At 45.8% G+C, this 25,388-nt stretch carries 25 protein-coding genes; 4 read left to right on the plus strand and 21 right to left on the minus strand.

Features of this window, described 5'->3' with window-relative positions; translation table 11 throughout:
- Nucleotides 1–227: 227 nt before the first annotated feature.
- Nucleotides 228–875: a DJ-1/PfpI family protein gene (locus AC0YNV_RS39250; protein WP_475772887.1), complete on the minus strand. Its 648-nt coding sequence runs from the start codon at nucleotides 873–875 to the stop codon at nucleotides 228–230.
- A gap of 181 nt (nucleotides 876–1,056) precedes the next feature.
- On the opposite strand from AC0YNV_RS39250, the gene AC0YNV_RS39255 reads away from it, so the two are divergent.
- On the plus strand, nucleotides 1,057–1,653 hold the full coding sequence (locus tag AC0YNV_RS39255) for a TetR/AcrR family transcriptional regulator (RefSeq protein WP_475772888.1): 597 nt from the start codon (nucleotides 1,057–1,059) through the stop codon (nucleotides 1,651–1,653).
- 198 nt (nucleotides 1,654–1,851) lie between these two features.
- On the opposite strand, the gene AC0YNV_RS39260 is transcribed toward AC0YNV_RS39255, so the two are convergent.
- From AC0YNV_RS39260 to AC0YNV_RS39275, 4 genes are all read right to left on the minus strand, one after another.
- Nucleotides 1,852–2,583, minus strand: coding sequence for a class I SAM-dependent methyltransferase (locus AC0YNV_RS39260; protein WP_475772889.1), 732 nt, complete (start codon nucleotides 2,581–2,583; stop codon nucleotides 1,852–1,854).
- Nucleotides 2,584–2,745: 162 nt separating this feature from the next.
- A complete protein-coding gene (locus AC0YNV_RS39265) occupies nucleotides 2,746–3,480 on the minus strand; it encodes an HAD family hydrolase (RefSeq protein ID WP_475772890.1) in 735 nt (244 codons plus the stop codon).
- A 16-nt stretch (nucleotides 3,481–3,496) separates the two neighbouring features.
- Nucleotides 3,497–4,057 (minus strand): HAD-IA family hydrolase, encoded by a 561-nt coding sequence (locus tag AC0YNV_RS39270; protein WP_475772891.1) that lies wholly within the window; start codon nucleotides 4,055–4,057, stop codon nucleotides 3,497–3,499.
- Between the two features lie 230 nt (nucleotides 4,058–4,287).
- Nucleotides 4,288–4,869: a dienelactone hydrolase family protein gene (locus AC0YNV_RS39275; protein WP_475772892.1), complete on the minus strand. Its 582-nt coding sequence runs from the start codon at nucleotides 4,867–4,869 to the stop codon at nucleotides 4,288–4,290.
- Between the two features lie 473 nt (nucleotides 4,870–5,342).
- Between AC0YNV_RS39275 and AC0YNV_RS39280 the strand changes: the two genes are divergently transcribed.
- Entirely contained in the window at nucleotides 5,343–5,657 is a 315-nt protein-coding gene (locus AC0YNV_RS39280; protein ID WP_210038914.1) for a metal-sulfur cluster assembly factor, read from the plus strand.
- A 261-nt stretch (nucleotides 5,658–5,918) separates the two neighbouring features.
- Here AC0YNV_RS39280 and AC0YNV_RS39285 read toward each other — a convergent pair whose 3' ends face one another.
- The 4 genes from AC0YNV_RS39285 to AC0YNV_RS39300 form a co-directional block, all read right to left on the minus strand.
- On the minus strand, nucleotides 5,919–6,203 hold the full coding sequence (locus AC0YNV_RS39285; RefSeq protein WP_475772893.1) for an ArsR/SmtB family transcription factor: 285 nt from the start codon (nucleotides 6,201–6,203) through the stop codon (nucleotides 5,919–5,921).
- Nucleotides 6,204–6,508: 305 nt separating this feature from the next.
- Complete coding sequence (gene ku, locus AC0YNV_RS39290) at nucleotides 6,509–7,417, minus strand: non-homologous end joining protein Ku (protein WP_475772894.1); 909 nt, start codon at nucleotides 7,415–7,417, stop codon at nucleotides 6,509–6,511.
- 813 nt (nucleotides 7,418–8,230) lie between these two features.
- Nucleotides 8,231–8,704: a cupin domain-containing protein gene (locus AC0YNV_RS39295; protein ID WP_210038911.1), complete on the minus strand. Its 474-nt coding sequence runs from the start codon at nucleotides 8,702–8,704 to the stop codon at nucleotides 8,231–8,233.
- A 329-nt stretch (nucleotides 8,705–9,033) separates the two neighbouring features.
- Complete coding sequence (locus AC0YNV_RS39300; protein WP_475772895.1) at nucleotides 9,034–10,041, minus strand: oxidoreductase; 1,008 nt, start codon at nucleotides 10,039–10,041, stop codon at nucleotides 9,034–9,036.
- A 318-nt stretch (nucleotides 10,042–10,359) separates the two neighbouring features.
- Between AC0YNV_RS39300 and AC0YNV_RS39305 the strand changes: the two genes are divergently transcribed.
- Complete coding sequence (locus AC0YNV_RS39305; protein WP_475772896.1) at nucleotides 10,360–10,917, plus strand: TetR/AcrR family transcriptional regulator; 558 nt, start codon at nucleotides 10,360–10,362, stop codon at nucleotides 10,915–10,917.
- Nucleotides 10,918–11,388: 471 nt separating this feature from the next.
- Here AC0YNV_RS39305 and AC0YNV_RS39310 read toward each other — a convergent pair whose 3' ends face one another.
- The 12 genes from AC0YNV_RS39310 to AC0YNV_RS39365 form a co-directional block, all read right to left on the minus strand.
- A complete protein-coding gene (locus tag AC0YNV_RS39310) occupies nucleotides 11,389–11,814 on the minus strand; it encodes an ester cyclase (RefSeq protein ID WP_475772897.1) in 426 nt (141 codons plus the stop codon).
- Between the two features lie 248 nt (nucleotides 11,815–12,062).
- Nucleotides 12,063–12,476, minus strand: coding sequence for an organic hydroperoxide resistance protein (locus AC0YNV_RS39315; RefSeq protein WP_475772898.1), 414 nt, complete (start codon nucleotides 12,474–12,476; stop codon nucleotides 12,063–12,065).
- A 320-nt stretch (nucleotides 12,477–12,796) separates the two neighbouring features.
- Nucleotides 12,797–13,924, minus strand: a complete 1,128-nt coding sequence (locus AC0YNV_RS39320) for a low temperature requirement protein A (protein WP_475772899.1) — start codon at nucleotides 13,922–13,924, stop codon at nucleotides 12,797–12,799.
- Nucleotides 13,925–14,117: 193 nt separating this feature from the next.
- Nucleotides 14,118–14,555 carry an NUDIX hydrolase gene (locus AC0YNV_RS39325; protein ID WP_475772900.1) on the minus strand — a complete coding sequence of 146 codons (438 nt, stop codon included), beginning with the start codon at nucleotides 14,553–14,555 and terminating at the stop codon, nucleotides 14,118–14,120.
- Nucleotides 14,556–14,703: 148 nt separating this feature from the next.
- Nucleotides 14,704–15,087, minus strand: a complete 384-nt coding sequence (locus AC0YNV_RS39330; RefSeq protein ID WP_475772901.1) for a hypothetical protein — start codon at nucleotides 15,085–15,087, stop codon at nucleotides 14,704–14,706.
- Nucleotides 15,088–15,155: 68 nt separating this feature from the next.
- A complete protein-coding gene (locus tag AC0YNV_RS39335) occupies nucleotides 15,156–15,281 on the minus strand; it encodes a hypothetical protein (protein WP_475772902.1) in 126 nt (41 codons plus the stop codon).
- Nucleotides 15,282–15,633: 352 nt separating this feature from the next.
- Nucleotides 15,634–17,946, minus strand: coding sequence for a copper amine oxidase N-terminal domain-containing protein (locus tag AC0YNV_RS39340; protein WP_475772903.1), 2,313 nt, complete (start codon nucleotides 17,944–17,946; stop codon nucleotides 15,634–15,636).
- A gap of 56 nt (nucleotides 17,947–18,002) precedes the next feature.
- Entirely contained in the window at nucleotides 18,003–18,179 is a 177-nt protein-coding gene (locus AC0YNV_RS39345) for a hypothetical protein (RefSeq protein ID WP_475772904.1), read from the minus strand.
- Nucleotides 18,180–18,329: 150 nt separating this feature from the next.
- Nucleotides 18,330–18,845 (minus strand): hypothetical protein, encoded by a 516-nt coding sequence (locus tag AC0YNV_RS39350; RefSeq protein ID WP_475772905.1) that lies wholly within the window; start codon nucleotides 18,843–18,845, stop codon nucleotides 18,330–18,332.
- Between the two features lie 370 nt (nucleotides 18,846–19,215).
- On the minus strand, nucleotides 19,216–21,273 hold the full coding sequence (locus tag AC0YNV_RS39355) for a HAMP domain-containing sensor histidine kinase (RefSeq protein WP_475772906.1): 2,058 nt from the start codon (nucleotides 21,271–21,273) through the stop codon (nucleotides 19,216–19,218).
- 151 nt (nucleotides 21,274–21,424) lie between these two features.
- The gene (locus tag AC0YNV_RS39360) at nucleotides 21,425–22,117 is read right to left on the minus strand and encodes a response regulator transcription factor (protein ID WP_475772907.1); all 693 of its coding nucleotides are present in this window, start codon (nucleotides 22,115–22,117) and stop codon (nucleotides 21,425–21,427) included.
- A 237-nt stretch (nucleotides 22,118–22,354) separates the two neighbouring features.
- Nucleotides 22,355–22,825 (minus strand): pentapeptide repeat-containing protein, encoded by a 471-nt coding sequence (locus AC0YNV_RS39365; RefSeq protein WP_475772908.1) that lies wholly within the window; start codon nucleotides 22,823–22,825, stop codon nucleotides 22,355–22,357.
- Between the two features lie 635 nt (nucleotides 22,826–23,460).
- Between AC0YNV_RS39365 and AC0YNV_RS39370 the strand changes: the two genes are divergently transcribed.
- Nucleotides 23,461–24,324 (plus strand): RCC1 domain-containing protein, encoded by an 864-nt coding sequence (locus AC0YNV_RS39370; protein ID WP_475772909.1) that lies wholly within the window; start codon nucleotides 23,461–23,463, stop codon nucleotides 24,322–24,324.
- Nucleotides 24,325–25,388 lie beyond the last annotated feature (1,064 nt).

Here is a 25,388-nt window from a genome sequence, read left to right on the forward strand (position 1 = left end):
GTCCTCCTGGATGATGGGATTTAAAGGGCTATGACCCGTTGCGTACTCCCATCGTACCGAGGCGCTCGTTTTTTTGCAAAGCGGTAATTTAACGCTCTACAGGAATGCTATTGTGCTGATTTAGTTGATCGAGCACCATTAAGGTAGCTAAGAAGTTATACTGAAGGTTCAGAACTTGAATCGGTAGTTTCAATTTGAATAGCATGTGGAGGTTTTCTGCTCAAACGTTAACCAAATGTTTTTTCGTAGCCATCATACTCTACAGTATCTGCTGTCATGAGAGCCGCTTCTTCACCCAATAATCGTTTGACAAGATGAAAAGTTAAATGTAGCCCCGCATCTGGTCCTTGTGCAGTAATAATGTTTCCCTCATCTACAAACTTTTGATCTCGAATTACCGTGACTTCTGGAAAATACTTCGCGAGGGAGTCCAGCGCTTTTCGGTTGGTTGTTGCTTTTTTTCCATTTAACAGCCCCGCTTGAGCTAAAGCGAATGCACCCGTACAGACAGATGTCATCAATTCTACAGTCTTCATTTGCTCGGTAATCCACAGGATCAACCTTGTATTTGCTATCAGTTTGCGGATTACTGGTTGGAATCCGCCTGGAATCAAAACAATATCAAATTGGGGGGCATTCTCAATGCTGTAGTCGGCCATAATGCGAAGGCCGTTGCTGGCCGTTACCATTCCTCCCGTTTCTGATACCGTTTGGACTAGGAATGGCTTATGTTGCCCCTCCACCGAGCCAAAGATCATTTTCTGAACATCTTGAGCACTGTACCGAGTAACTGACAGAATCTCAGACGGACCTACGTAGTCAAAAGCGTCAACCTGATCAAATACGAGCATTCCTACAGACCATTGTTTTTTCATAAGCTTTATTCACTCCTCATTTAAAATGTATGGGCATATCCTCACAAAAAAACCGAACGTTCGTTATATAAATTACCATATTTCTTACTGCCCGTCTACATACATTTACGCCTCTATGACGGATACCACATTTGTTTTATAATCAATATAACGAACGATTGGTTTTTTAAGGGGGATGGCATTGAGAAAAGGAGAAAAGACAAGGGATTTTATCATCCAACAAGCTGCCGTATTATTCAATCAGAAAGGGTATTTTGGTTCCTCCATATCGGATCTGTCTCGTGTCACCGGCATGCAAAAAGGCGGAATATATAATCATTTCGAGAATAAGGATCAGCTTGCCCTAGAAGCGTTTGAACATGCTGCAGCAGTATTGAGGGTATGTTACGTGAATGCGATGGTTAACAGTAAAACAGCTTTTGAAAAGCTGTCTGCCGTGATTTCGATTTATCAAAATGCTTATGATTGTCCTCCGCTTGCAGGTGGCTGTCCCGTTCTAAATACAGCCATCGAGAGTGATGACGCCCATCCGGCATTAAAGGAAAAGGCTCAAATCGAAATGGGGAATTTTTTAGAATTAGTTCGTTCTCTTCTTCGGTTGGGTATCGAACAAGGCGAGTTTATAGAAGAGATTGATGTGCAAGAATTGGCCGTCTATATTACTTCAGTTATTGAGGGCGGTGTCATGCTGAGTAGACTTTATGAAGACAATGCGCATATCCGCTCTAACATAAATCGGTTGCTAAGAGAGATTGAACGGTACCGAACGGGAAATTGAAATATAAGAACGGATACCTTTAATGACGAGGTATCCGCTTGTTTGGTGGTTTAAAAATTCAGATCATCTAGGTTTCCATGTCATAAAAGCTGATTAGCCACACTTAACATGGTTTCAATTGGTTTACGCGCAACTGGTCATACAAGTAATAATTTTTTGTCGCTAAACCTATCATACTAGTTCAAAGCGTCCAAAATTTTAGTCGGGGCAGCGAGCGATGAAAACGAATTCCAACCCAGGACGATCCGGTGCATCTCGAATATCTTCGACTGGTAAGTCCGCAGCAGCCAAAGAGTCAATAATCTCGGATTGACTCCGGAACCTCAGTGTCGAGTCCGAGGTCAGTACCGTCCCGTCACTATGAAAAATGAACGTGTGCCGGAACGTAACTAGCGGTAATTGCACATCAACGAGATCAGTCCACGTCTCGACCCTTCCGATTTCAGGTGCTTCAATCACCTGATGGGACTGCTCACGATTCCAGTTCTTCCAGGCTTCCATTGCAGGGTCCCGGACCTCGAAGACAAGCCGTCCACCTGGTCGTATAGCCCCTCGGCAAGCACGGAGAGTTGATATCCACTCTTTGTCAGTTACAAAGACTTGGGCGACGTTGCCGGTCATCGTGATTAGATCCACTTGCAATCCAGAAAGCATTTCCGTTGTTCCATGAAACCATTTTACGCGATCCGCATACGCCTTACAGCTTGCAATATTGAGCGAAGCAAGGGCTGGATCGACTCCAACAACCTCCTTGCCAAGGGCTGCAAGGCGACAGGCAAGGTTCCCGGTTCCACAGCCAAAGTCAATCACTGATTGAGCATCGAACTCTTCTGTTAGTGCAATATAAAGGTCAAGATCCGGACGTTCTGGCGAATCAAACAAATCATAAACTTCTGCAAGCCTCGGCTCTTCAAAGATCTTATCGGCCATCACTATACCTCCCAGGTTCTCGTTAGTTCTACTCCGTTATCTAGAAGCTTAGGATTTACAATTTCAATATTTCGTGGTGCCTTCGCCGTTATCCTGCCCGTTCAAACGAAAAAGGAGCTGCCGAGCGGCAAGCTCCTCACTAACATGCTACGTTAATTCAATTCACAATACAGATAAACGATTTATAATATCCGGTATCTCCATTAAGTTATCACAAATTGCATCAGGCTGAGTAAAAGAACAATCCTTGCCTTTTAGAATGGTGAACATCCCAAGCTCCTTAGCAGGAATGATATCAGTCTTGAGACTATCCCCAATAAATACTGTGCGCTTACTCGATAACTTTAAGTTTTTTAAAGCCATTTGAAATATTGCATGGTCAGGTTTTTTAATATGGACCGCACCTGATGTAATGATGTCAGTGAAATAATCCGACAATCCTAAAGCGGTAATTTTGTTCCGTTGGTAAAAGTCCCTTCCATTTGTGATTATTCCTAATTTATACCCTCGCTCCTTTAATGTTTCAAGCATCTCATGCAGTCCAGGGAATCCAACACTGTACACATGAAAATTATGATTCAAATCATCAAGCAATTCAGCGTTTAGACTCTTTTCGATATTAAAAATGTCTATTAACTTTTTATAAACTTCCTCTTTAGGCATTATAATATTGTGTAGTTCCGAGAATTTTCCCATAAATTTCGGTTTGTCCGGAATAAATCTGAATAGAGAGAACTGTTCATATTGGTAATCGGCAAAGTTTAATAGTGATTGGTCTTTATCAAGCAATGTTTGGTCTAAGTCAAAGATGACTGTATCAATTTTATTTATAACCATATCTCCCCATAGCGCGTTTTTATTTGGATGCTGCCCGTTAGCGCAGCTGCCGATCTTCAATTTCTACTTGATGCGATCAAAGGTTTATAAGAAAATAATCTTCATAATTTTCTAAATAAAAATCAGCACCGCCCGTTTTATTTTGAAATAAACATGTCTTTATGCCAAGAGTTTTAGCTGGTAGAATATCTATTTCACGGTCTCCAATAACCAGGTCTATATTGTATTTATTATGTAAGTATATATAGGACTCGGGATCCGGCTTCCTTGAAAACCCATCGTCACCTGCTACTAGTTCTTTAAAATATCCCGCCATATTGTAATAGTTCAACATATTCAATACTTCTAATCGTGGTTTATGGGTCATGATTACATTGGCATTGGCGGATTTCAGGATATTCTCTACATTTGGAAATGGCGGGGTTTTCTCTGGATGAAGGCTTGATTCCATAATAAACATTTCTTTCACCTGTTGGTCTGAGAGATTAAAATGACTTACGGCATGACTAAATGAAACCTTTAATTGTGATAAAATTTCTTGTCTGGTAACCGAACCACGCAATGCTTCGTAAAATATGTCTGAATAGGCTGGATAGGTATCAAATAATGTTCCATCAAAATCCCATAGTATATTCATAATGATGATCCTTTCTTCCAGACATATATCGGGGTTAAACCAGCCTGCCCGTTAGCTGAGAAAAGGCAGCCGACTCTTCTGGCTGGCTGCCTTCATGTCCGATTGAACTATCATTCCCCGTTTAGCTTGACTGACTATCCGTATGCAGAAGTCTGTTCCCTTCCCTAACCGGAAATTCGCGTCTATATGCCGGAATGGCCAAAGTCTAACCCCTTCTGTGCGCAAACAGCTCAGTTATCCAGCTTCCGGAGGAATTCGAGTACACGCTGCAACAGCATCGCCGTTGCTTCAGCGTCATACGACGACAAACTACTGTCGGCGAAGTAGTGTTGATCGCCAGGGTACAAAAAGAGCTCGGCATGATTGGCTGACGCCACGAGCTCATGTGCCGCCTCAATGTCGCCCTCGTCTACGAAATAGGGATCAGCGTCCATGCCGTGAATTTGTACCGGCAGATCCGCTGGCCAGGGGGAGCCGAACATAGAGGCCGGAACGCAGGAGTAAAAGAATAACGCGCCACGGGCATCTTCACGGGTCTGGGCGAGCTTCTGGGCTGCCAATACACCGAGCGAAAACCCCGCATAGACAATCTCACGCGGTAACTCACTGGCCACACGCGCACCGCGCTCCATAATCTCTTCGAACCCAATCTCCTTGACATAGGCCATGCCGTCCTCGATAGTGGTAAACGAGTGCCCCTCGAAAAGGTCAGGCACGTGTACAGTGTGCCCACCCCCTCTAAGCTCGTCCGCGAAGGTGTGAATACCCTTTGTCAGTCCCATTGCGTGGTGAAATAGAAGAACCTCAGCCATTTCTTTTCTCCTCCCATGTGGATTATTATGAAATTGCGCCTCTTACTCTTCATAGATTTCGACCTTTTATTGTCGTTAACCTGCCCGCTGGTTGAACAAAGACAGCCCAGCCCATTCGAAACGGCTTGATTTTGTTTCCTTTATTATACAGAAAAGAGGCACAACTTTCTCAAAAGCTTGATTCATAATTGGCTGATTTTAAGCCGCGGCGGGTTGGATACGAGAATGCCATCCGACGGAGAAAAAGCTGGTCATTGATGTTGAATAAGAAACTTGAAACGGGTCATCCTATGACATAACCGATAACAACAAAGATACGGACTGGCTTAGTTTTCTCAGATTAATCGGATTGGGCGGCGGAAGCCGTGAATGTACTCTAAGCACCAAACCAGTCAGTTCATATTTGCCGGGCTTGACCTTTGAGGTTCCCCCTTGCCAGGTTTGTTCAGAAGGAAAGGAGATGCTCTTCCGTTATGGATAAAGAAAGTGCCATTTGGACAGCTTTGGAGGAAGTACACGATCCTGAGGTAGGAGCTAATATCGTCGATCTTGGACTTGTATATGGAATTACTCTAGAAGAGAATGGGTTAGTGAGAATAAGAATGACACTTACAATTCCTGAATGTCCACTAGCCGATGAAATCGTAAAGGAAGTAGAAGAAGCTGCGGCATCCGTATCTGGGGTTAGCAAGGTCGAGGTTTTACTTGTATGGGAACCAAAATGGACTCCAGCAAGAATGAATGACAATGCCCGGGAAGAAATCCGATCGCACACCACTCATTTATGATTGTAATCGTTACTGAAGCTAGACCTAACCGTGTATGCACAAGATTCTACGGAAATGAGAGCCTTTCGACGTATACATTGGAAATTGAACTATGGGAGGGTATTGCGATGATATTCCGCGGATGATTCTGAAAAACTGTTTTTGGAATACTTCAAGCGGCATCTTGCCCCAGCACAACGATGGCAAGGAGTAAAAAAGACCTTGGACTCATTAAAAAATTTGCGGGAATAAGAAACAACTCTCTAAGGTTACGAAAGTTCTTTACCGGGAGAGTTCCGAAAGTTTATCTAAATAAGCACGTAATATGTCAGGCTGAAACACGAGACTCATATATTTGCCTTCACGGATGTTCTGAATTAATCCTGCAATTTCAAGCTCTTTGAGATGATGAGAGATGGTTGCAGGACTTACATTATGCGTTTCTTGCAGTACACTGCAGGGCAACGGATCATTGGATGCACTGATTTCTTTTAACATTTCATAGCGTCTTGGTTCAGCAAGCGCACGAGAAATTTTGTTAAATTGTTGATCGTTTAAGACTGTCATCGACATCTCTCCTTTTTTTAAATCGTTCAGTACAGTGTAATGATACAATATTTATATAATTATATACTCATCATATTGTGTGCTGTCAAGTCTTCTTCAATTGCGGAACATATGAATTGAAAAACTCCGTCTTGCTAACGATGAGCCCTGTTTTTATGCCAACAGATTGGCTGGCGGCTTCTTTGACCTCGAATTTTTGCTGCAAAATACGCCAATAACGCAGACAGTTACGTTACGTGGATCCCAATTAATAGTACACACTCCAAAAGGCTCCTCTGCTCATCAAGTTGAATACGCGATTACGGCTACCTCCGCCGTCTAGTCCTTGGGGCCGGAATAGTGGCAGGCGATCCTGCCGGGCTAATGAAATCTGCCGGCACCGACACGGGCGATGTCCCGGTTGCCATAGAGGTTTGGACCGGGGAGGCAGATCTGTCCGGAGTCACCGCAGCTGGCTGGCCCGTTGTGGCGAGGCTTCGCTGAAGTGCTTCCATGAGGTCTACAATCGGCGTCATTTGCGGTTGTTGCTGAACCGGTCTGTTTTGTATCTTTGCATTTAGGAGTTCTTGCAGTGCAGCTTCATAGTCACTTCTGTAGTCGTTTCGGAAAGCCGCGCTGATTTGGTCAATTAATTGTACGGCCATTTGAAGTTCGGACTCGTTAAAAGGCGTACCGCTTTGAAGTCCGGGGACTTCCCTCACGGGCCGTATTTCTGCTGGGTAATAAATGAAATTGAGCATGAGACAGTTCTGATGCAGTCGAAGGACGGCTAAATGCTCGCTGGTTCGAAAGGCGATTTTGGCCACAGCGACCATTCCTGTTTGGCTCATGGCAGCATGCAGAAGCCTGTAAGCTCTGTCGCCGAACTCTCCAGGCCCCAAATAATAAGCATTTTCAAAATAGATCGGGTCGATGTTATCCTGCTTCGTAAAGTGAAGAATCCCGATGGTCCTCAGCGTGGGAAGCGGCAGCTTGTCCATCTCCTCTTCGGTCAATGTGACGAAGTTTCCTTGCGCATACTCGTAGCCTCGAATGATCTCGCCTTGCCCGATCTCGCGCTGGCATGCGGGACACCATTTTCGATACTGGATAGGCTGCTGGCAAGTTACATGTAAACTTCGGAAATGAGTCTTATGTTCTTCCGTTGCTTTATACATACTCACTGGGATGTTCACCAAACCAAAGCTGATCGTGCCTTTCCACATTGAACGCATAAAATGGCTCCTTTTCTCTTTCTCCGTCTTCCTTCATTAGCTCGGAGGCTGATCGCTCGTTCTTTCCTCGCCATGCATTGTATATGACACGGCGATGTTATCGTTAACTTTAAGTGTCATATCCGATAAGCTGTAGCGTACTTTCATTGCCATTTATGAACGCCTCCATTGGTTGGACCATATGTCCTTCCGTATTGTGTACGCATGAATTACCAATTATTCTTTTTTAGGAAAACGACCTCGACAGGCTGATTTGAATGACAAAAAAACGTACCTCGGGGACATGGTTTTGTCGAGAGTTCGATGGTCGAATGGCTTCAACCCGCCTGCAATATCCAGGCAGCCAGGACTTATTTCTTGTCATAGATTCTGGGTCCAAGAAGCCCCGGATTCCTTAGTTTGTTCTTTCATATTTCTAAACTCTTCATCCTCGCTGAAACGTACATATCTTCATTTCCTGGCTCTGGACTGTCTTGTCTTGTCATGGCATTTTTCCGACAAGTCCCATGATCGCATACATTTGGAGCAATCTTTGCGGCAGCATGGCGAGCAGAAAGATAAAAGGCATTATGAAATAGGCGAACATTTTATGGTCACGCAGATGAGACATAAATTTTATCGCAGAAAAAAATAAATGCCGTGCATTTTCTGCACGAAAAAGACAGCATGTCGAAGATAATATAATTCTCCCTCTATTCCAATCCGGAAGTCTTCACAATAAATAACGGGACAGCGCAGATTTAGTTAGTTCTGGCTGTCCCGTTTCTCTTTGTTTGATTAATTATATGAAGTCCAATAGTCAGGTTCCAAATGTTAACGGGATTGCTGAAGCATTGGAGGCCCAACAATCAGAGTGTCATTCTGCTCGGCCAGTCGCCCAATTTCCTCGAGTGAATGTCGGCCGATTGCAGGGAAGAAATCGTCAATCCCGCCAGGTGCGAAGGTGAAAAGGATACGTCCCATTTCGGATCCGACGTTAGCCCACGCGTGAGGTACGCCGCGGGGAACCACGACGCTCGTTCCTGGAGCAGCTTCAAATTCATCCTCTCCGCATTGGAAACGGAACGTTCCTTCAAGAATCTCGAATACCTCTTCCCGTTCCTTATGAATATGCTTCGGGGGACCAATCAAAGCCGGTACACGCGCTTCGACGACGGTTATCGCTCCTCCAACTTGATGGCTGTGGATGCGAATGGCCATTTGTTCACCCGGCATCGTGTCGAACCATTCGAGATCCTTGGCGAAAGTAACGGCTGCTCCGGTTACGGCTTTATTTGTCTGTTCCATCTTTCATTCTCCTTTACTCTATCCGGTCTTTTTCTACAACCATGAGATAATCTATTAATGGGCTTCCGAATTTTTTCAGGGAAGTACTCGGCTGTCTGGCTAATTTCCACCCATTGGCTTGCTTAATTTCCACTGCCTTGGGCAGAATAAGCTTCTCTAATTCTAATCAAGACGACACCTATACTGGTTATATAACTTCGGATTTTAAGATTGCATATCCGCTTTCTTTTTATCGGAATCAAACGTCAAACGAACTTTTAACGTGAGAATACAAGGCGGCAGAACGCCTTCAGCAAGTAAGGGCGTTCTGCTGCCTTAGCACTTTTCTTCTATATTGCAAACGTTAAACCTATCAGCTGTTCACTAAGGCTCCAGAGTCGATCGGCCGCTTTGGGATCGACCGCATATGGCATCACGCCGGAGTCCGTTAATGTTGAATTGTTGTCCAATTGAAATTCGGACTCAGCGTCCTGCCCCTGAGCTGCGATATCGCAGTTCTCGCAATAGACGCCGCCCATATTGTCAAGCTGTGGGCTCGTCGCACACCATACGCTGGTAGCAGCCCCTTGCCCAACCGTCTTGAGATTTTTCGTCGGGTCGAGAACCGGCTGTCCGTTTTCGTCGATGACGCCCGCCGCGCGCAGATCCTCATTCGAAAGATGTTTTTCGAGACCGGTGCCGACGATGCTGCCCGGATGAAGGGAAAAGGCGCGTACGCCGTCGGCCTGGCCACGCTTGTCAAGCGCGACCGAGAAAAGAATGTTGGCCGTCTTCGACTGACCGTAGGCCCCCCAGCGGTCATATTCGCGTTGCTCGAAATTGGGATCATCGAACACGACAGGGGAAAAGTGATGCCCCCAGGACGAAACTGAGACCACCCGTGCGCCGTTCGCCTTGCGCAGCGCGGGCCAAAGCCGCGCTACAAGCTGGAAATGGCCCAGATGGTTCGTAGCGAATTGCGATTCATATCCTCGCGAATCGCGTGTCAGTGGAGATGCCATAATGCCTGCGCTGTTTACCAGGATGTGCAGTGGCTGGCCGGAGGCAAGAAACTTCTCTGCAAAGACATCGATCGAGGCAGGGTCCAGTAAGTCCATCACTTCAATTTCGATGCCATCGATGTCCGCAAGCGCAGCCGCGGCTTTGTTGCGATCACGCGTCGGGACTATGACCTTGGCGCCAGCAGAACGCAGCACACGCGCGGTCTCAAGACCGAGTCCAGAATAGCCGCCGGTGACGATTGCAATTTTGCCGGACAGATCGATACCCTTGATAACGTCTTCGGCTGTCGAGGAAGCTCCAAAGCCGGAGCTGATGGGTGTTTGCTTAGTTGTCATATAAAAGATCTCCTTTAGAATGTTTTATGAAAAATATGACTTGAATTTTTATATGTGCCTTCCTAATGTCGGGATAGCGATTATAACAATTGCTCCTGCGTTGGAAAGAACTCGCGTCGTATCTAGTCCTCGGAGGTCGGTCGCGATCCCGCAAGTGCCAATTTAGGCGGTGGTTCCCGAATGTAGAATGTAAGGTTATTAGATTGTTGTCATCATAACAGGTCTCCCTTATTTGTAATTTAGACATTAAACGTATTTTGTCTATTCGTCTATATTATACGACTAGACAAAGTTTGTAAAGTGTATAATAATAAATTCATGGACGACAAAAAGAAGCTGCATATTCTATCCGTTGCGTTGGACGTGTTCTTCAAGTATGGCTATAAGCGAGTATCAATGAATGAAATAGCAGAGGCCGCCGGTATTTCGCGTGCGGGTCTCTATTTGCACTTCAAGAACAAGGAGGAAGTTTTTAACGCATCGATTCTACATTATGGCGACACTCTTATTGAAGAAATAGTGAAAGGACTTTCTTCCAAGAAAACGCCTGAAGACAAAATTATATATGCGTTCGAAGTGTGGTCTATAAACAATTTCGATCAGTCGTTGAACTCGCCGGAAGTAAAAGAAATGACCGATTGCTCTTACGTATTCGCCCAGGAAGCACTCGACGCGAGCTACAATAAACTTGAAGTCGTTCTGACCTCTATTTTGGAATCGCGATCGAAATCCGCCGGCAGCCCAAACAGCCTTTCTCCAGAGAAATTGGCGCATCTTTTAATAAGCGCATTGCGCGGGTTTAAAATTGTCTCCAGAAACTCTTCGGAGCTTCGCCAAATGATTGAAGACTTGCTCCGAATTATTCTTAACTCTTAGAGATGAATGGTTCGTCTCTGCTATCGGGAAAGCCGACTATAGGGGGGCTTTTTTGCGCTTTTTTATTCCCTTAATCAATAAAATAATTTACGCAAATTGAAGTGTGCACCTCCGGAGATGCACTAAACTGAAGTAACCTATTGACTGTGTGGTGTATTGGCGGGCGACCTTTATTCTTGGCTTTATTTACGCGGAGGGAATGCTTGTCCCGGGCCATCGAAGAGTCGACGAACGAACCGACCCTTCGGGGACCCAGGAACGTAGCGCTGCTGTGGAGATGATTGATGACGAGGCTGAAGATCGAATGCCGGCATGTCGGGCGGCGGGGATGTACATGTACTACAATTGTTACTCAACGAGCTTCTATGCCGCTCGCTGCGGAACCGTTGTACCCATTCCTCCACAATATCATCGGCTGATTTATCTAATGTGAGCGGGACAACCTACAATATGGCCGCGTCCGCAGCCTTGCTACTTCACGGGCTTCGCGAGCTGCTTCGAGAGCTCATATGCGCTTCGCTCTACCCAGTTGTGGGCAAGCTTACCATCGCGAACCTCCCATACCGCGATGCCGGAGATCTGAATCGGGCGATCGTCGGGTGGGGAACCGAGTACACCTTGGTTGTACCCCGTGACTACCCAGCGCGAAACGACGCGCGTGCCGTCGGCGCCGCTGAACATGTCGAGGCTCTTTAGCCTTATGTCGCGGATCTTCGAGGTGAAGTTGCGTGCCCACTCCTTGAAAGCAGCGCGACCCACGACTTCACCATCTGGGTTCGAGAGGATGAAGTCATCAGTGCAGAGACGGTCGATCGCGTCGAGGTCCTGCGGAAGGTTGTAGACTTTGGCCCAGAACTCCGTGAGAAGTTCTTCGCCGTGACTGCCGAATAAAGCCATCTGTCATAATCACCTCATGCATATATTTGGTTTAACTAAACTCTCGTTACTTTAATAGAAAACCACCGTAATACGCTGGTCAGCGGCTGAACTATCGTATCCTTTAGTCTATAGTTCCTTTCGGTAGCGGACTAGTCCAGAGATCTTGGTTTGCAAGCTAACCTTAGAGCAGCGGTATCAAAACGCAAACAAACCGTTTAAAACAGCTGCTGTACCCCAGCGCTTTAAGCAGTTTGATGGCGGTTTTTTTACATCACGTTTAATTGGACGTCTATATTGCCGCGAGTCGCCCTCGAGTACGGACACACGTCATGCGCCGCTTCGACGAGCTCCCGAGCCGCGTCCCGTTCCACGCCAGCCAAGGCGATGTCGAGCTTGACTGCAAGCTTAAAATGGTCTGCTTCATCTTTACCAAGAGTCACGTGCGCCGTCACTTCCGTCCTGTCCGGTTTGATTTTCCTTTCCCGGCACACAACATTGAGCGCGCTCTCGAAGCATGCCGCGTATCCGCCCGCAAACAACTGCTCTGGATTGGTTGCCCCTCCCGGTCCTCCCAGCTCCTTCGGATGTACCACATTAAGGATCAGCATGCCGTCGCTCGACTCCAGCCTGCCGTCCCGGCCTCCAATCGCTTTGACGCTTGTCGAATAAAGCTCCTTCATTGTTCTAAATACCTCCTGTAATTGCGATCACGTTGCATTCCTACATGTTACCCATAACTTCTTCAAATTAAAATAAAGCGGCGCATTCTACAAATGTCTCACCGCCTCTTAAATAAAACCAGCCCCAGCCTTGGACCAGAAAAATAAAGTCTGAGATACACTCCGTCAAGTAGACAGTACAAAGGGGGCAGTATGTGGCTTTAAGCCTCAAACCATACAATTCAGTCATTCAGAGACCTGAATCGCGGGACATTACTTGCTCAGGTCGGCTGGAATCAAAAGGCAGACCCTCGAGGATCTGCCTTCTCTCTGTTTCGATTTCAAGTCGTTACTTTAGCATATACAACAAAGAACAGCATCAATTCTCCTATGATTATGTAATTTGGCATCAGGCTAAACAAATCCACCGTAAAAAAAACGCCAAGTAGCCCCAATAATAACGCTAAATGATATATCCCCAATCTTTGATGAAAATGTCTGTATTTATGGAAGACCAACGTGGTTGAAAAAAAGTAAAGCAGTACAGATCCGAAAATAAAACTTAACATAAATGAATACTTTAATTGCTCCAAAAATAACAATTGGATCGAGGCTGCAATCATACACATGGATAAATAAATGAACAAATGGCCATAAATGATGATTTGCCCGGCAGTCTCTATTGTCTTGTTCACTTTCTTTTCGACATTGTCAAAATATTGCCACCACATAGCAATAATTAATAAAAAAGTGAGAGACGCAAATAAAATAGATTGCCATGTCCAGTAGCTGGACTGCAATACTGCAAGTATACTGATTACTGATTCACCAAGAAGAATGAGTGTAAATAGAGAGAAGCGTTCTAATAAATGATGGGTATTAATCGGGCTTTTCACCAAGTATTTTCGACCGATTAATGGGAGTAAAATGTCTACTGTGATTCCTGCATACAAAACGACATAACGAATCCACGAGTCAAAAAAAAGGGAGCAAGAAGATATCACCAATCCGATCCAAAAGCGGCTCCCCAAATAACGGGCAGTGATTTTTCTATGTGCTTCTTCTTTTTTATGTACCGACATATATTGAATGGCTGTCATAGCTCTTAAACCAACATAGCCTATTAAGAAAGGAACATAGTATTGATCAAAATTAACTGATAGACTGGCTGTCATTATTAATACAAAAAATAGTTGTACAATCAGAAATATTCGGTGCGATAAGTTATCTTTTCCAAATCGATTTACAAAGAGAGATTGCCCGACCCAAGCCCACCAGATCGGAACAAATATGAGGAAGAATTTGGTTAAGTATTCAATTGGAATTGAACCCAATTCGACATGTAACAGGACATGACTCGCTTTTGAAACTGCTGCAACAAACAGTAGATCATAAAATAGCTCCAGCCAGGTCACTTTCTTCTCGGCAGATGCTTTATTTTGTTTATATCCCGATGTGTTTTTATTCATCGTTTTGCTCCTTTGGTTGGTGTGTGGAGAGAGAATACTTGAAGCTGAGAAAGGAATCGCACCGAGGGAGCGTAATCATTAAAGACTCTAACTCATGAAGAACTAATGATGGTGTTAATTCGAAATAATCTTGCGCGAATTGTATAAAATGCCTCTGGCGTGTCAAAAAGCCAGTCAGTCAAAGAAACAAATATTAAGATTTATGAACAACAGTTCCCCTAAAGATATATGGGGCTGACCATTCTTTAATCTCCCCCCTTAATTCACTAGGTATATGCATGTGCGTTTCTGCTATTTGGGGTTTCAGCCAAGTAATTTCCTCAATTTCCTCTGGAAATAAAATTTTTATTTCCCCATCCACTATCCTTCCTCTAAAAGTAAAGAAGATAACGTGATGTCCACTTTCCTCAAAAAACGCTTCACTCACTGTTAAGATACCATCTAATTCAACGTCTAATCCTGTTTCTTCTTTAACTTCCCGAATAGCAGCCTGTTGTAATATTTCGCCCTGTTCCACCGCTCCTCCAGGGAGTGTGTAGTATGAAGATTTAACTCCTTTATTTTTTACCATCAATATATTCTCGCCAATCTCATCGTAGAGAAGTACATATGCAACATCTACTCTTTTCATATAATCCTAACCCCTTTGACGTATTAATTTCCATATAAATATTCGTCTAATGACTTTATTATCCTGCCAGTTAGCGTAGCGAAGGGCTGCCGCGCGGCAGCCCTTCACATTGTACTATCGTGCCCAGATCGTTGAATAATCAACTATCCTAACCGAAGGCTACAATCATACTTGTAATAAGCAGCAACAAAGATACAGGTGTCCAAATCCTTCTTTCCCATTTGCTCCTCGTAATAATGTTCAATATAGTAGCAATCACCGAAAAAATCACAACAAACCAGATAGCCGCATTTGCAAAGAGGTACCAGTCAGTAAACATGAAGCCTGCCTTACTTAGCACGATTGACGCTAGTAATGCCAGCATGATGACCTGAAATAAAGCGGTGAAACGCATAGCTGGTGGATATTTTCCAGGAAACTTCCCGCCCATTGCATAACTTCCCCAAGGCATTCCTGCAGCTAATGCAAGTTGAAAAAGAATTACAATTCCGATTAAAGTAGAGAATGCGATGGCTGACACCAATATGTACATATCTCCACCCCCTTATGTTGATATCTATATGAAATCACAACAAGTTATACCACTTAACTAAACACCTGTTATCTCAATCCCCAGTAGGCGTCTTTAGCGAGCAGCGCAGCGGCCTCCTGTTTCTCCGAATCGTAATCGATTGCACCGACAGTAGCGGTAACTGTTTCCGGTCCGTACATACTGGTGGCTACCACGCAGTGGACCCCCTCTTCACCCATGGAGCTGGCTTATCGCTCAGCTTTGCCTGCTTCGGTGGTGTACCGAACTGTCACGGATGATCGTCGACTACCACCGGCTCCCCCTGGTATAAAACAACAAGATATGCATAAAAAAAGCAGCAGCAGACTTGGACATGAAAAAAGGTCCTTGATTGCCGTTGCTATGATTAGGCTATCGTGCCAGTTCGTATTATGAGGTCACCAGAACTTACTGGTCGACCTCATTTCTATATGGTCGTAAGATTGCAATAGCCGGGGATTGAACGTTCATGCCCGTAGGGACTGGGATCCCGAGAGCTATACCGTTCATCCCCCTACTTGTGTTGAACTAGCGTTCCCCGTTAGTCGTCGTCACGTTGACGCTCCGGCTGCCGCCGTCCCAAACGACCGGCAGACCGAAGGCGGCCGTCACCGCGCGGATCGGCATGTAGGCGATTCCGCCGCGGACGACCGGCTGCAGATCGGCGGCCGCCTTCTTTCCGTTGATCCACAGCGTCGCTGCGTCCTTGGTCGTGCCCCCAGCCGCCGCTTCCGACGGCTTCGTGCGAATCAGCACACTTCCGCTTGCGGCGTCCCAGACGACGGGTTGGCCAGCCAGCTTCGCGACGCCGCGCACCGGGACGAGCACATGGCCCGATACCGTGATCGGCGCAAGCGACGGATCGGCCGCCGGCACGCCGTCGACCGACAGGAACGGCTTGCCCGCCGGAAGCAGGTCGATGTTGGTTGTGGAAAATGGCCCGCCGTTCAGGCTCGGGATACGGATTACGCCTTTGCCCGGCCGAATCGGCTTCAACGTGCCGTCCGCCGCCTTGCCGTAAGCCGGTATGGCGAACGTTACATCGTATCGGCCGAATGTCGTCGTTCCCGTGTAGATGACGAGAGAGGGATCGGGATCCGTGCTGGAATAATGATCCAGAATCGGCAGCCAGGTGACGACGAACGGGGTGGATGCCTGCGAATCCCCGTTATCCCCTTCGAAATGCAGCTTCTCTCCGAAATACGCCGGATTGGGCGTGACGGCGAGTTCCGTCGGCAGCACCTCCAGCCGCCCGTAATCCCGGACCGCGTCGTCGTCCTTCAACACGACGGTTTTGCCGCCTTCGCCCGCACCGATGGCCATCTTCCCCCCGCCGATTTCATAGATTTGAACGCCGTCGCCTTGCTTGAAGTCGATGGACATGCCATGGAAAAACCGATCGAGAAAGTAGGCCGGCAACGTTTCTTCGACGCCCTTGGACGCGAACTTCTTCAAGATGCCGCAGGCGAGGGCGATGCCGTCCCGGTCTTCCTTGTCGGCGCCGACGTACGGAACATAAAGCTGATCGCCTTCCTGAAAATTGACCGTTGCGACGGTATCCGCCGAGCAGCCGGCGGCCATTTCGCTTAACGTTCGCGGTTTGGGCAGCGCGTCCCGCTCTTCCTGATATGACGGTCGCTCGTAGGTCAACCGCATCGAGTCGCCGTTTCCGTTTTCGGCCGGATCTGCGTAATAGAAATACAACTGGCCGTTCTCATCGTTGCCGGCATAAAGAAGCCCGTCGCCGCGGGCGTTTGCAAGATCCTTGCCGGTCAAAAGTTTATCCGCCAGCGTGACGACGGAATCATCCTTCAGGTCGACCAGAGTCAGCAGGCCGGTCCGGTTCGGCCGGACGACCAAATAATCGTCGCCGATTCCCTGCACGAAGTAGACATCGTCCGCCCCAGTAAGCTTCGGCACATCGTACGTCTTGACCGCTTTGCCTTGGTCGTCGTATATCGTGACGATTTTGCCGTCCGTCAGCACCGCATACTGAATCCAGCCGTCCGGATCGTATACTTGAAAGCCGGTCGCGGTCGATTCATAACGTCCCTCGTAACTCGCCTTCGTCTGCGCGACGACGCGGCCGCCATGCAAGAGAATGCCGTACGCATCGTATCGGTCGGCGGGCTCCCCGTAATGGTCGACGACGGTCAGAACCGTATTGCCGCCTTGACCCCAACCGCCGCGCAGCGTCACCCCGCCCTGCAGCATCGCATCCAGCCGGCCGATGCCAACAGCCGGGGACGAGTCGTCCTTCGCCGAGTACAGGTCGCCGGTTTCCCGGTTCAGCCACAGAATACCCGACGCGTAAGATCGGACAAAATCATCCGAGCGCGCGATGTTCGCCGTTAAGGTCGACGCCTCCCATGTAACGTCGGCACCGGTCGCTTCCGAGAAAAATCGGAGCGGGGCGTAAACCCGCCCGTCGACGATGCGCAGCGGCGCGGTCAAGGCGACCGGCTTCCCGTTCACAGCCGCGTTCGACGCACCGTAAACGAGTTTGACCGTAAGCTCAGGGTAATACATCGCCACAGTCTTGGCCGAGGCGTTCCAGGACACCGAAGTTCCGAGCAGCCCCCCGATATCGCGTACAGGCAAGTAGACGGTGCCGACATCGATGAAAGGCGAAGAATTTGGCTGAAAGACTTTGCCGTTCATTACCACTTTGATACCTTTCGCCGAGGTGGAGCCGCTCGTCTCGACGGCGGCCGCCGAGACGAACTTCGGGAGCCCCGACGCTGTAAGCGCCATCAACCCAACGGCGATGCCGATGAGGAAGAAAAACAGATGCGATTTGCGAAGCATGGATACATCCCCCTGTCCATAATGAGCACTCAACGAATCATTAGACGATACGAAACGGGAAAGGTTGCGAAATTCCCTAAATCTGGGATTTATGCAATAAAAAAAGCCTGACGGCACAGCACCGCTTCTTCCCGCTTCATCAGCACCCGGAAAAGAATAGCTTGATGACATATTCGTCGGCCTGCAGCGCGAACGCGGAGCTGATCCTTCTCCTCGCCCAGCGCCGCCAATACGATAATCGGAATACCGGGCTTTTCCCGGATCATCCGACACAGCGTGTAGCCATCTTAATGTGGCATCACGATATCGAGTATGATCAGATCATAATCCTACCGCTGAAGCCGACTCCAGCCCTCGAGTCCGTCGCCCGCCATATAACATGATAAAATGAAGCGCGGGAGTCCTTCGTCACTCCGTCATCCGCCTTCCCCCGCCGAGAACACAGAAGGAACGAGCACCCCGTCCTTCATCCGGTACTCGGCTGTAATCGTCGCCACATAGGTACCGGGAGAGGCAAATACGGACATGTCGGACACGAGCTGGCCATCCTCGACCCGATAGTAGACGACCGCTCCGATTCCGAGTTTGTCGAACCACAAACCCGCATCGTCCGCATCGTACGTCTTCTCGATGGTCTTTCCGCCGATATCCAACTTAACTTCCACCTTGCCACTGCTCTGTTTTATTTCCGCCGCTTGAGCCGCAGCTCTTGCTTCCACCACCGGATCGGCCACCGGAATTTCAGTCATATGCCGCCAGAGAGCGTGAACCTCCGATTGCACGACCCCGGTTCCGGTGCCGATAACAAGCGCAACGACCGCTTCGTCCTCCCCGTCGCCATCCAGATCATTCATCGTCACCGCCGGAGGATAGCTCGGATCTGTCGATCCCAGCGAAGACACATATTTCAGCGTATCGCTATCTTCCGGCAAAACGTCCCCCTCCCTCTTCCTCTACCTAATAGACTGCGCAGGACGATGAAAGTTGCCATTTTCCGAATCATGCCGGGTATCAAGGAAAAACGGCAGAACGCTGCGGGAATACGTTGCGGAGACAATGGGAGAGACAAGCGGAGAGAGCGAAGGCCAAACAGCTGATCTCTTCAAAATTCCGCTAAGAGGATCTTTGATGTTGTCGACCCTGTCGCGAACAACTAAGACCCTACCATTCTCTTTCGAGACAGAAGACGTAATCCCAGTGACCGGCAAGTTCTGGGCGAAGAAGAAAAGCACCGTCTATAAACATCTCTATATAAAAAAAGGCCATCTTGTTGGATGGCTGCTATCGTACCCGTTAGCCGTACTATTTCTCTAGAGGTAGGGAAATACGTACTTTAAATAAATCACCATCGATTTCAATATCAAGATTGCCTTCATGAAGATCCACGATTGACTTTGCTATGGCCAGCCCAAGGCCAGAGCCTTCTGTATGACGTGACGAATCTCCGCGTTTGAAGCGTTCAAACAGCTCATCCATATTTTCGCTGATCTCATATTTTGATACATTCTTAAACGCAATAATCGCATGATTATTCAACGTTCGTACAGTAATATAAACGCGTGAGTTTTCCAGTGAATATTTTAGGACATTTCCAATTAAATTATCAAAGACACGCCATAGCTTTTGTCCATCAACAAAGGCATATACCGGCTCTTCAGAGTTCGTAATCCGGAATCGAAGACTGGAATTGTTAATCATGTTATCATATTCCGCTAGCGCCTGTTGTAAAAGCTGGGCGAGATCGACCTTTTCCTTGGTTAATTCAACATTTCCGCTGGCCATTTTCGAAACTTCAAACAGATCATCAATCAGCACCTTTAACCGCTTTGATTTTCTGTCAATAATCTCAACGTAGGCTATCCGATCCCCACTTGATAGATCTTCCTTTTTTAATAGCTCGGTATACGTAATGATGGAGGTTAGCGGTGTCCGAAGGTCATGGCTTACATTTGTAATCAGTTCAGTTTTAAGGCGTTCGCTCTTTGCTTGTTCGTTCTGCAGCGTTCTTACTCCTTGTTTTAACACATTGATATTTTCAGCGAGCGTTGCCAGAACAGATTTTCCTGATATCGGCAGATCCTGACCCAGATTTCCTACAGCCAGCTCATTCGTCTTTATTACGATCCGGTTAAAATACCCGATTCTGATAATCAAGAGCAACACGATTGGAAGACCTATTACTGCAAACAGTATGACATATAAGAGAATAAAACCAGGATGCAAGCCCATCATCATTCCCGCTAAACCCAGACCAAATACGATCATCAATAAAATAAACATCTGCGCGCCCGTGCTCTTATTCAGAAAAGCGGCTGTTAGGCTGCGTTTTGCCTGATTATATAGCGACTTTACGCTCTGCCCCGCTTTATTCAAGAGACCCTTTTCCCATTCTTTCTTTATATAGGGCCAATCCTTAAAATGTACCGCAAAAATTTTGCTCTGAATAAAGGTAATAACCAAAAATAACGAGGCAAAAGTTATACCGATAAACATATTCCAGCCGTAATCAAATGGATTCTCATATACATAAATAAATTGATCTCTTATAAAAAAAAGTAAACATATGGTTCCAACGCTTGTTAAGGTAATAAATAATGCCCGAACATCAATTGGTAACTTATTGTAATAGGTAGTCCATCTTTCAACTACTGAAGGAATAGCTATCGCCTTCTTTCCGAAGACGATACATAGAATAAGAGCGGCTAAACTTGCCAAAGTATATACCCATAACGTTATTTGTTCCTGTTTGTATCTCTTGTATTCGATCATAACGGAGCTCGTTGAGGATAAGTCTCTAGATACCGCAAACTCCCCTTTGAACGGAATAAATGTTTCTACCAGTTGATCCTGTACCGGGATCGAATAAAAAATCGGTTGTTTTGTTGGAATAGAATAGCTTGTCATAAATAGCATGTTTTTGGAGTTCATCTTGTCTTTAACCGATTCATCATCGACAATACTCGAATTTGTATAGACTTTATCGGTAAGGCTGCTCTTAAAGTAATATTGAAATTGATTTATGTATCTTAAAAAATCCGTACGGTATTGTTCTCTCTCCTTGTAATACTCTTTCAGTTCCTCTTCTTTTTGATTTATAACCTTTGCGCGGGCATACTCATTGCTTTTGAAGATTTCGGTTATATCTTCGATCTGTTTATCTCTTTCTGCTATGTAGATGTCCACAGCCTCTTGATTATCTCCTAATGATGCTTCATCAATCCGCAATTGATAATCGCCTTTGAGGGAGTTAATTAGATTCGTTATATTTCCCAACCCATTCCGATAATCATTGATTTCATCCTCAGAAACCGTTATGGATTGCTTCGCTTCCTCAAAAGTAATGCTGTTTAGCTCGAACATGTTTAAATACTAAGCAAATAGATCGAGCTCGCTTCGAAATTCAGGCGTGTGAAAATAGTCGCGATGAACATAATTGCTGCCGAAAGTAAATACTACTAAGAGTCCGCTTAGGCCAAACGTAAACATAATAGCCCAGAAGCCAAAGCTTAATCTATTTTTCAATTTTATAACCAATTCCCCATACCACCTTTAAATAAGTTGGATTCTTCGGATTGATTTCTATTTTCTCGCGAATTTTTCTGATGTGGACGGCTACCGTATTTTCCGCGTTATAACCAGGTTCCTTCCATACCCGCTCATAGATTTCATTGATCGAGAACACCCGGCCGGCGTTCGTCATCAATAATTCAACGATTTTATATTCTATAGGCGTAAGCTTCACCGGTTCTCCGAGGACCGATACTTCTTTGGCAGATTTGTCTAATATAAGCCCCTTAAGATCAATCACTTTTTTAATACCTTCATAAGTACCCAGAGCAACGTATCTTCGCAACTGGGATTTTACGCGGGCAACGAGCTCCATTGGATTGAACGGTTTTGTGACATAGTCATCCGCACCCACATGGAGGCCTAATATTTTATCGCTATCCTCGCTTTTTGCGCTCAAAATAAGGATTGGAATGTTTTTCTTCTCGCGAATTTGGGATATAGCGGCAATTCCGTCAAGCCTGCGCATCATAATATCCATAATAATGAGATGAATTTGGTGATCATTTATGATCTCTAACGCTTCAATTCCATCCTTTGCTTTTAACACGGTAACGCCTTCATTCTTCAAATAAATTTCGATTACGTCTCGTATTTCCTTTTCATCATCAACAACGAGCACAAAATAATTATCCATTTTTAACCCTACTTTCCAGCAACCATCTTTCATTATCTTAATAGTAAACGGAAAATCTTAACATCCATTTACGATAATTATGAAGAACTTCTTAATATTTTTGTGATTTGCCCCCGAATGCAACAAGAAAAACCGCCTCATCACGAGGCGGTTAATTGAATGATCTGTCCCAGACTGCGCTACCCAGTTAGCCGAACAATTTCTACCTATACTATTGATATACGTTGTCACTTGCCTTTATTTGTTCTTGATTAAATCTGCAATCAAGATACCGTTTATTTTCAATCCAGTAATGTCACAATCCGTCATCTCAACATTTGATAAATCACAATTTCTTAATTGCCCATTAGACAGGTTACAGTTATGAAAACGAACTGGTTTATATGTTCCTTCAGGATTGAAGTTTCCGTCTCCCTCCATAGGAAGAACCACATTATGAAATTCCGTTCCAAATAGATGGACATGGTCAATAACAGCGTGGCTAAAGTTAGCATGCTGAATACCTAAACCCGACATGTTTGCGTTCGAGATTTTAATTCCACCCATATTAACATCATTCAAAGACATTTCACTCATGTTCACGTTATTAACTTTCGTCTTTGCCAGGCTGACATTATCAATATCAAGCTCCTCAGCTCTGACTTCCTGCCACTTAGACCCTGATATATCTGCTTTTTGCAAATTCAATGGTTCCGCCTTCAAGCTCATTCTCCTATCCCCCTTCGGATTATAAATTGATCCGCATTTGTATATTCAACATGCGCTTATCAATTTCCTTTATTATCCACTTAACTAATCTGTCCGTTAGTGAAGGGCTGTGTGCATGGTCAAGTAGTGAAATCCCTTTAACCCTTGATATACCGCAACGTCACTTTGGTGCCTTGTCCCAGGGCCGGTCCCTTGCCGTATCCCTGGCCGTTAGCATGATAATCGGCGTTTGCTTCGCTGTTCATTAAGAGCCTTATTTGTACCAACGAGGTTGGCTGGTTTTCGTTCAATCAAAAATTACTCTGAGTACGCCTAAAATAATTACTACACACGCAACGAGAATAACTATGCCCATGAAATCCTTCCATTTATTCCCTTTCGTGCCTCTCATGCTATATTAAGCCCAATTGTAAAATTTATCCTAGCCTTCTCAGGGTTAAACGAATTAATTTAAATAACTGATTTCCATTGTTGATCACCTTTCCTTTAAGTTAAACCTTAAACTTCTACAACAATATTAAACGAACTATTGGGTTTGTGCGCAAGGGTTCAAGGAATATGAAACGAAATCTTGCATGAATGTTGTATGATCAAATATGAACGGATGGAAAGAAAAGAATACGAGGAGGAATGACATGGTGAAAAGGCGGCCTAAAGATACCATAGCGGCTGGTCGTCGTCATACCGTTGGGCTTAAATCTGACGGCATGGTGACGGCTGTGGGTGATAATAAATATGGCCAATGTGATGTAAGCGGCTGGCGCGATATGGCGGCGGTCGCGGCTGGTAATGTTCATATGGCGACGAACACAGGTAATGCTCATACAATCGGTCTTAAATCTGACAGTACTGTGGCGGCTGTTGGTTGGAATAAGCATGACCAATGCGATGTAAACGACTGGCGCGATATTGTAGCGGTTGCGGCGGGTTGGCGTCTTAGCGTTGGGCTGAAATCGGATGGCACGGTGGTGGCTGTGGGTCGAAATAATGAAGGCCAATGCAATGTAAGCGGCTGGCATGATATGGTGGCGGTAGCGGCGGGTGACTGGCATACCGTCGGGCTTAAATCGGACGGCACGGTGGCGGCTGTGGGTAATAATCGGTATGGCCAATGCAATGCAAGCGGCTGGCGCGGCATAGTGGCGGCAGCGGCGGGTTACCTTCATACCGTCGGTCTTAAATCGGACGGCACGGTGGTGGCTGTGGGTTGGAATAAGCATGACCAATGCGATGTAAGCGGCTGGCGCGATATGGTGGCGATAGCGGCGGGTAGTAATCATACCATCGGCCTTAAATCGGACGGCACGGTGGCGGCTGTGGGTTGGAATGAGCATGGCCAATGCAATATAAGCGGCTGGCGCGATATGGTGGCGGTTACGGCGGGCTGCGCTCATACCGTCGGTCTTAAATCAGACGGCACGGTGGTTGCTGTAGGTGATAATGAATATGGCCAATGCGATGTAAGCGGCTGGCGCGGCATCCAACTGCCCGGCAAATAGTCTTCAATATTAATTAAAAAAAGTCCAATAACGACAAGCATTCGTCGTCATTGGACCGCCATTGTTAATATTTAATTACCGGCATCATTCTATATAATCAGCGTCATTTTACCATGAAGTTCACATGTGCGTAATGGTTACAACTGAGACTAAAATCGTTTGATTACAGTCGATTTTACGGCTACGATTGATACTTCTTGATGATTCATTTGAGACTTTCTGTAAAAAGCATACTTACAACTGAGACTTTTTGAGCGACACTAAGGAAAGCCACGTCCAAATTCTTCCCCCACTCGACATCAGATACTTAAATCTGATTTCATCCTACACCCTCCCCCTCTATTTAGGACTACTAATGATATCACCAGCACTTATGACCATCCTCTTGGTTCGCACACAAAGGTGGCCGCTTAACCCCTAGGCAGTCCCGCTTTGATTATTAAGATAATATACCCAGTTCGTATTATAGCTCACGCCCCAGCAATACATATAGATCAATTTTGCGAAAAAGCAAAAGGAGCTGCCGCGCAGCTCCTTCGTCACATGACTTTTAAGGAAAAAGTCATTTGGAGTAGACAGTATACTCAACCATAAAATTATTCCAAAAGACATAGTCAAAAGATGTGCCGTTAACCATACCCGTTTGCTCAACAAATTAAATTATTTGGAAAAAGGCAAGAGAAACCATGATTTATGGTAAAGTCATAGAAAGTATTTATAAAGAGGAGGGACAAAGAAGTGGGTGTAATAAGTCTCTTTGGCATTGTAGTCATAGTGTTATTTGTAGCTCTTGTATGTTTTTTGTTCGTCCTCATTTTTAAGAAAATCATGAAAAAATGAGTTGTTTCTGTGTTCTCATTTCTAGGAGACATTACAAAATATTATAAATAATGTGAGCAAGTTAAAGGAGCAGCTATAGCTGCTCCTTGTTTTGTATTGTATCGTTATTACATTATCGTACCCGTTAGGATTCCTGTAGAGCGTTAATTTTGAGCTTTGCATTAAAACGAGCGACTCCGGTACGATGGGGTAGTCACGGGTCATAGCCCTTTAACCATCTTAAG

The organism is Paenibacillus sp. JT31N11 (assembly GCF_056269285.1).